Below are 4,309 nucleotides of genomic sequence, written 5' to 3'. Positions count from 1 at the left end.
GGCGCAGACTGTGTCCCTGCGCGGTCATTTGCATGATGCAGGCACGTTCTTCTGGGCAAAGCTGATGGTAGTGGGAGGGCATGGCAACACCTTATCAGGGTGTTGCACTTGGGGTTGGAAACCGCCCACACATAGGATTTGATCGCAGGTTGGGGTTAGAGCCTGCTTAGCTGCCAGAACGCTTCGCGGTGATCTTCGCCGCTTTGGCAGTCTCGGTTGCGGCGGTCTTCACCGCTTCGGTTGACGCTGTGGTTGCAACCTTCACCGCTTCGGAAGTCTCGGTGACAGCGGTCTCCACCGCTTCGATAGTTTCGATGGTGGCGGTCTTCACTGCTTCGGTTGCCGCGGTAGTGGTAACCTTCACCGCTTTGGAAGTCTCGGTGACAGCGGTCTCCACCGCTTCGATAGTTTCGATGGTGGCGGTCTCCACCGCTTCGGTAGTCTCGGTGGAGGCAGTCTTCACTCCTGCATCGGCAATTACAGTGACCTGCTCGGCAACCTTGTTGAAGTTGCTCAAGGCGTTGGTAGGAGCAGCGATTGTGTTTTTCAAGGTGTCGAAGGCAACATCGGAGCCGGCCGGGGTGTTCTTGGTGAAGTCTTCGATTGAGGTGGCCCAGGTCTTTTTGATGACATCGGAGTTTTTTTCGGCCAGTCGGGTAAGTCCGGCTTGAGTGCACGAAATGATTTCGTACACATTGCGCGAATTGTTCACAGCCTGCTCAAACGCTTGGTTGGCAATCTGACTGACGCGGTTGAACACTTCTTGCGGATCAGACACACCGGACAGTTCGCGTACCGCCTTGACGTTTTCTTCTAGAGATTGCTTGGAAATATCTAGGTTCAACTTCACGAGGCGCTCAGCGCCGTCGAACGAAACCTGGGCGAAACGCAGTGCAGTTTCCAGACCGGTGAAGGAAAGCTTGCTCCATTGCTCGTTTGTAGCGGACATCTAGTTGACCTCTTTATTAATTGTGACGTGGATCATCATCGGAATGCTAGGGTGCTGCAGTGCACAACACTAACACAATGTAGCACGCGCTTAGCGCCAGGAACGGTATTGTCAACTTGCTGGGAACAGGTCGAAAAATCCCGAGTGCTGGCCCGGATCATGCCGCCCAGCGGGCTCACGAGACCCTTTCCCAGGCCAGCATGGCCTGGGTGTGAGTCTGGGTTCTTTCGCAGTAAGCGAAGTGTGATGTGAAGAACCGCTAAGGGCGGTGGGCTTATGCAGCCAGAGAATAGAATTGCTCTGCAGCGGACGGACTGCTCCCCTTATGGGTGAACATCTGCCCTTTGCGGATCATATGCATGGTCTCAATGCCCCCCAGAATGATGCGGGCGCAGCGAAAGTTCTGGAATCCCAGCATCAACCTGACCCGGCGTTTGATCGCCCTATGGTCCTGCTCGACGAGGTTGTTCAGGTACTTGTTCGGGCGGATCTCGATGGCCGTCTCCCGATGGGCATTGATGGCCTGCAGGGCAGCCCGGTTCTCCCCCCTGTTGTCCACTGTGACGGTCATCGGTGCCCCACAGCCAGCGATGGCTTTCTCGAAAAAGCGTCGCGCCGCAGAAAATCAATGGTCTTGCCGTCCTTGTCCACTGCCCGATGAGAGATACTTCCACTGGCCCTTAACCAGGATGTACGTCTCGTCCATACGCCAGCTGTTGCCCACTGGACGCCGATGTTGGCGAAACGCTTTCTCGAAGAGCGGCAACAACTTGATCATCCAGCGATACACGGTAGAGTGGTCAACCGAGATACCTCGCTCGGCCATCATTTCTTCCAAATGACGCAGGCTCAGCGGATAGGCAACGTACCAGCGCACGCAGGTCAGCATCACCTCCAACGGGTAATGCAAACGCTTCAATACCTTCGCCACTTCCGGGTTCATGACCGTTGCCCACACATTGAGTTCGACACCGGTCCATTCTACTAGAGGCTTACTGCGACAGAACCGGAGATATTCAGAGCTCTATTCACTGCAATTCACCAAAAAAATCCTCACGATCAAAAGGATTCAGGCAAGAAAGCGCCGTTTCACCTAAAAATCCACACGATCAAAAGGATTTGTTGCCAAACGCACTGACTCGGCGCAAAATCCTCACAAACGTGAGGATTTCCCATGAAGATACCCATCGACAACGCAGGCGCTATCGGCAAGGTGGTGCGCGCCAGCCGCAAGGCTCAGAAGATCCGCCAGGATGATGCAGCAGGCAGCATCGGCGTCAGCGAGAACTTCCTTGGCAAGATCGAGCGCGGCAGTGATTCCGTGCAATGGGGAAAGCTGTTTCAGGTTCTTGAAGGGCTGGGCGTCCGTGTCTTGGTGGATGTACCCGAGAGCGTAGCCGCCTATTTGAACGATCCAGCAAATAGCAGGGACAAGCCATGAATGGTCGATCCCTGTGCGCTTCGATCAACCAGACGGAGGTTGGCTCCTTACAGGAGGTGAGTGGCCTCTGGAGTTTCCAATACGCGGCAGACTGGCTGGACAATCCTCAGGGCTTCGCGCTCAGCCCACATCTTCCACTGGCAGCTGAGCCCTTGCTGGATGGTGCAAGCCAGCGCCCTGTGCAGTGGTATTTCGACAACCTGCTACCGGAAGAAGGGCAACGTGTGTTGCTGGCAGGAGATGCCAAGCTGGATGCGGCAGACGCCTTCGGCTTACTGGCCTGGTACGGCGCGGAGTCGGCAGGGTCAGTGACATTGCTGCCGCCGGATGCAGCGCTGCAAACCGTCGAACCCTTGCGACCCTTGCCGGACGATGCTCTGGAGACCCGCATCCGCCAGCTGCCCAAGGCACCGCTGACGCATGCCGCCATCAAGCGCATGTCGCTGGCTGGTGCGCAGCACAAGCTGGCGGTCGTTCTGCAAGATGGTGCGCTGTTTGAACCTGCTGGTGCTACACCATCCACCCATATCCTGAAGCCTGATCACCCGGATGAGGACTACCCCCATTCCGTGATCAATGAATGGTTCGTGATGCGCTTGGCCAAACGACTCGGCCTGGATGTGCCTGATGTGCATCGGCGCTATGTACCCTCACCGGTGTATCTGATTGATCGCTTTGATCGGATTCCAGGAGCGCAAGGCTGGCAACGCCGGCATGTGATCGACGCCTGCCAATTGCTGGGACTGGACCGCAGCTTCAAATACAGCCAGGGCAGCATGGAGAGTCTGGCAGCGCTGGCCAATGCCTGTCGCAGTCCGGCAGTGGCACGCTCCCGGCTCTTTGGTTGGCTAGTGTTCAATGTGCTCGTCGGCAATAGCGACGCCCACCTGAAAAACCTGAGCTTCCTGGTCTCTCATGAGGGCGTTCAGTTGGCGCCATTCTATGACCTGCTCAGCGTGGCCACTTATGACACGCCCGCCTTCGACAAAAAGGGTTGGCCAGCACAAACCCAGCTGGCCTGGCCGATTCTGGGTGTGCGTCACTTCTCGGACATCAACCGAAACCTGCTATTGGAGGCTGGCGCGTCGTTGAAACTGGCGAAAGGCACGGCTGAGCGCCTGCTGGAGAATCTACGCAGCCGCGCTGTGCAGGAGGCTGAAGCGCTTCACGCAGAGGTTGAAGCCGAAAATACCCAGATCGCCCATGCGCGCCCCGAGCTGTCAGCAACGGTGGCGGGCGAATCCCGTTGCCTCAGAACCATTCTGCACAACGTCATCAAAGAGATGACGAAACAGATCGCCTGAGAAAAATGGGACACGGGTTCGATTCCGGATTTTGGAATTGAACTGGCATCGGATAGCAGACGAGTTTAACCCCCATTCCTGGCGACCAGCCTGGCCAGAAAACCTGCTTGAGAGTCTATAATCTGGCGGATAAGCAATACGGGAATCTGACTGTGACGCAAGACAAACTCTGCATCACTTTCTCGCGCACTCGCGTTGGCTGGTGCGAGTTCTCCGCCCGGTTGTTCAATCCTTTGTACTGACGGTGCTCAACATTCAGCCCCAGATCCCTGTTTGCTGCGGCGTAGCTTCTGAGCTTGTCGGTAACCAGGACACGCGGCGCACGCCCGTGCTTCCTGAGCAGCTTGCGCATCAATCGCTTGGCCGCCTGCTTGTCGCGTCGGCGTTGCACCAGGACATCGAGCACCGCGCCATGCTGGTCCACCGCGCGCCATAGCCTGGGCGGCCTCAATAACCAAGTGCAACAGGGTTAATGTTTCTCTGCTTGTCGCGATTCAATCACGGCATCCAGATGTTCGGCAAACACCTCGATCGGCATCTTGAATTTCAACACTGCACGTGGGCGTGTGTTCAGCCGGTGCGCGATAGCATCCAGCTCTTCCTGGCTGTGCACGG

At 56.6% G+C, this 4,309-nt stretch carries 3 protein-coding genes and 3 pseudogenes; 2 read left to right on the top strand and 4 right to left on the bottom strand.

Going from position 1 to position 4,309, the window contains the following annotated elements:
* Positions 1–166: 166 nt before the first annotated feature.
* Complete coding sequence (locus QU481_RS23450) at positions 167–949, bottom strand: phasin family protein (protein WP_289832361.1); 783 nt, start codon at positions 947–949, stop codon at positions 167–169.
* 274 nt (positions 950–1,223) lie between these two features.
* A pseudogene (locus QU481_RS23445) lies at positions 1,224–1,892 on the bottom strand (IS6 family transposase).
* Between the two features lie 231 nt (positions 1,893–2,123).
* Here QU481_RS23445 and QU481_RS23440 point away from each other — a divergent pair.
* Together QU481_RS23440 and QU481_RS23435 are read left to right on the top strand one after the other, a co-directional pair.
* On the top strand, positions 2,124–2,390 hold the full coding sequence (locus tag QU481_RS23440) for a helix-turn-helix domain-containing protein (protein ID WP_289832360.1): 267 nt from the start codon (positions 2,124–2,126) through the stop codon (positions 2,388–2,390).
* Positions 2,387–3,694: a HipA domain-containing protein gene (locus QU481_RS23435; RefSeq protein WP_289832359.1), complete on the top strand. Its 1,308-nt coding sequence runs from the start codon at positions 2,387–2,389 to the stop codon at positions 3,692–3,694. The genes QU481_RS23440 and QU481_RS23435 overlap by 4 nt, the downstream gene beginning before the upstream one ends.
* A 172-nt stretch (positions 3,695–3,866) precedes the next feature.
* Here QU481_RS23435 and QU481_RS23430 read toward each other — a convergent pair.
* A pseudogene (locus QU481_RS23430) lies at positions 3,867–4,130 on the bottom strand (DDE-type integrase/transposase/recombinase); the annotation flags it as partial.
* Positions 4,131–4,163: 33 nt separating this feature from the next.
* Positions 4,164–4,309: pseudogene (locus tag QU481_RS23425) on the bottom strand (IS30 family transposase); the annotation flags it as partial.

The organism is Crenobacter oryzisoli, assembly GCF_030385785.1.
Classification (GTDB): domain Bacteria; phylum Pseudomonadota; class Gammaproteobacteria; order Burkholderiales; family Chromobacteriaceae; genus Crenobacter_A; species Crenobacter_A oryzisoli.
The sequence above is the reverse complement of the archived record's forward strand: the minus strand, read 5'-3'. Positions and strand labels throughout refer to the sequence as shown.